This is a genomic window from Gemmatimonadota bacterium (genome assembly GCA_016209965.1).
Classification (GTDB): domain Bacteria; phylum Gemmatimonadota; class Gemmatimonadetes; order Longimicrobiales; family RSA9; genus JACQVE01.
Map to the genome: position 1 here is coordinate 1 of JACQVE010000241.1, position 2,503 is coordinate 2,503.

At 70.0% G+C, this 2,503-nt stretch carries 4 protein-coding genes; all 4 read right to left on the reverse strand.

Annotated elements, in window-relative coordinates:
• A partial coding sequence (locus tag HY703_09630) for a hypothetical protein (GenBank protein ID MBI4545444.1) occupies positions 1–436 on the reverse strand: 436 nt, incomplete at its 3' end.
• A 7-nt stretch (positions 437–443) separates the two neighbouring features.
• Positions 444–1,835, reverse strand: a complete 1,392-nt coding sequence (locus tag HY703_09635) for a pyridoxal-phosphate dependent enzyme (GenBank protein MBI4545445.1) — start codon at positions 1,833–1,835, stop codon at positions 444–446.
• A gap of 98 nt (positions 1,836–1,933) precedes the next feature.
• Positions 1,934–2,317 carry an energy transducer TonB gene (locus tag HY703_09640; GenBank protein ID MBI4545446.1) on the reverse strand — a complete coding sequence of 128 codons (384 nt, stop codon included), beginning with the start codon at positions 2,315–2,317 and terminating at the stop codon, positions 1,934–1,936.
• 23 nt (positions 2,318–2,340) lie between these two features.
• Positions 2,341–2,503, reverse strand: a 163-nt coding sequence (locus HY703_09645) for a hypothetical protein (protein ID MBI4545447.1), incomplete at its 5' end; no start/stop codon positions are given.

Consider the following 2,503-nt stretch of genomic DNA (forward strand, 5'->3'; position numbering starts at 1 on the left):
GCGCGATGTGTCGATTGCCAGCGGCGCGCAGGTGGTGAAGGCGCTGCGCCAGGCCGGCCACCATGTGATCGCCGTGGACACGGCGCGCGGCGTGCTGGCGCCGCTGGAGGAGCAGCGCCTGCTCACTGCAGGTGTGGCGCCGTTGCCGCCCGAGCAGGAGAAGCTGGATCTCCTGCGCACCGGCGACCCGACGGCGCTGACCGAGGCGCCCGAGTTCCAGCACACCGACGTGGTGTTCCTGGCGCTGCATGGGGGCGCCGGCGAGGACGGCACACTGCAGGCGCTGCTCCTCGAGCGGCGCCAGCACGCCGCGCGCCGTGTCCACGGCGATCACATGGTGGCCGGCCTGGCGCAGCGCCTTCACCACCTGCGCGCCGCTGGCAATCGACACATCGCGCTCGGCGCTCACGCCGCCGAAGAGTACTGCAACTTTCACCGAACCCCTATTGGGTCAAATACCGCACCATGTCGTAGCGCGTGATGATGCCGGCCAGCCTCCCCTCGCGCCGCACCAGCACCGCCGGATTCTGCCGGGTGAGCAGCCGGGCGATCCCGCCCAGCTCGACATGCGCATCGACCACGGGGAAGGGCGCGTCCATCAGCGCCTCGACCGGCCGGTCCAGCAGTCCCGGCTCCTCGATGATCCGGGCCATGAGCGTGGCCTCGGAGAGTGAGCCGACGCAGTCGCCGTCCCGGATCACCGGAAGCTGCGAGATGTCATGCACCGTGATGAGCGAGAGCGCCTGCCGTACCGTGCTGCCCGGCTCGACGCCGATCAGCGGCGCCGGCCCGCCATCCTTGCGCTCGAGCATGTCGCCGGCATCCAGCCGCTCCGGCTCGAGCAGCCGGTTCTCGCGCAGCCATTCCTCGTTGTACATCTTGGAAAGGTAGCGCTCGCCCGTGTCCGGCAGCAGACAGACGACCAGGGCCTGGGCGTCGTTCAACTCGTGCGCCAGCCGTACCGCGACCTGGGTTATCAGCCCCGCGGAGCCGCCCACGAACAGCCCTTCCTCCCGCGTCAGCCGCCGCCCCATGTGGAACGCCTCGCGGTCCGTCACCGTGTGCACCTCGTCGATGACGTCCCACCAGAGCGTTGCCGGCAGCTTGTCGTTCCCCACACCCTCGACCTTGTAGGGGTGACTCGGGCCGGGCTCGCCGGCGTGGAAGTAGTGCGCATAGATGGAGCCCACCGGGTCGCCGGCAACCACGCGGAGCTGCGGGTTCTGCTCCTTCAAGTATCTCCCCGCCCCGCTGATCGTGCCGCCCGTGCCGGCCGCGGCCACAAAATGGGTGACCCGCCCTTCCGTCTGCTGCCAGATCTCGGGCCCGGTCGTCTCGTAGTGTGCCTGTGGATTGAACGGGTTGTAGAACTGGTCAGCCAGCACCGCGCCGGGCGTATCCTTGGCGATCCGCTTGGCGACCTGGATGTAGTTGTCCGGGTGGTCCGGCGGCACAGCCGAGGGCGTCACAATGACCTGGGCGCCAAACGCCTTGAGCAGCCGCACCTTCTCCTGGCTGAACTTATCCGACATGGTGAAGATGCAGCGGTAGCCCTTGAGCGCCGCGGCGATGGCCAGCCCCACGCCCGTGTTGCCCGCGGTACCCTCTACGATCACGCCGCCCGGTGCGAGCCGGCCCTCACGCTCCGCGGCCTCGATCATGCCCAGGGCAATGCGATCCTTGAGCGAGCCCCCGGGGTTGAAGAACTCCGCCTTGCCATAGACGGGCGTGCGCGCGCCGTCCACCACGCGTTGCAGCCGGATGAGCGGCGTCCAGCCAATGGTCTCGAGGACGCTCTCGTAGGGCCTGAGGTTGCGCGGCGCCACGGCGGCCATGACTCGGCCTGCGGAAGCTCCCGGCCTCCCAACTGCTTGGCCGGAGCGGGCCGCGCGAGGGGAAGCGCGGCGCTGCCGGTCCCTGGGGCGTGACGGCGTCATGGCGCCTGCCCGATCACCTCGACCGCGGTCCTGCGGTCGCGCTCGAAGCGCACAGGGACCCTGGCCCACATCGCCTTGCGCTTCCCGTTCACCCGCCCGGGCATGAAGCGCAGATCGCGGGCGCCCTGCACGGCCGCGGAGTCGAAGGCTTCATAGCCGCTGGAATCGTGGAGGACGACGCTGTCCACTCCGCCGATATCAGTCACGTGCACGAGCACCACTGTCTCACCGTTCAGGTTCTGGTCCCACAGCTCGATGGGGTACGGGATGGGCGAGGCCTGGAACATGGGTGTGGGGAAATCGATCTGTTGCTCCGGGCCGCACGCCGCAGCGCCCAGCAGCAGCACCACCCGGCTGCCAGCCTGCAAAGCGCGGGGCATGGCCCCCGGCAACCTGCGCCGCCTCACCGGCCACCCCCCGCGCCACCGCGTGCCTCGGCCTGCAGCTCGGCCAGCAGATTCAACGCTTCGAGGGGCGTGAGCCGCTCGAGCTCGAGGCGCCGCAGCCGATCCAGCACAGGCGGGTCGGCCGGCAGGAACAGGGAGAGCTGGTCCGCGGCCGCCGCC

What these genes read in the sequence shown, in the direction of transcription:
- HY703_09640 (MBI4545446.1), bottom strand. Translation starts at nt 2,317, where the DNA reads ATGCCCCGCGCTTTGCAGGCTGGCAGCCGGGTGGTGCTGCTGCTGGGC.
- HY703_09635 (MBI4545445.1), bottom strand. Translation starts at nt 1,835, where the DNA reads ATGGCCGCCGTGGCGCCGCGCAACCTCAGGCCCTACGAGAGCGTCCTC.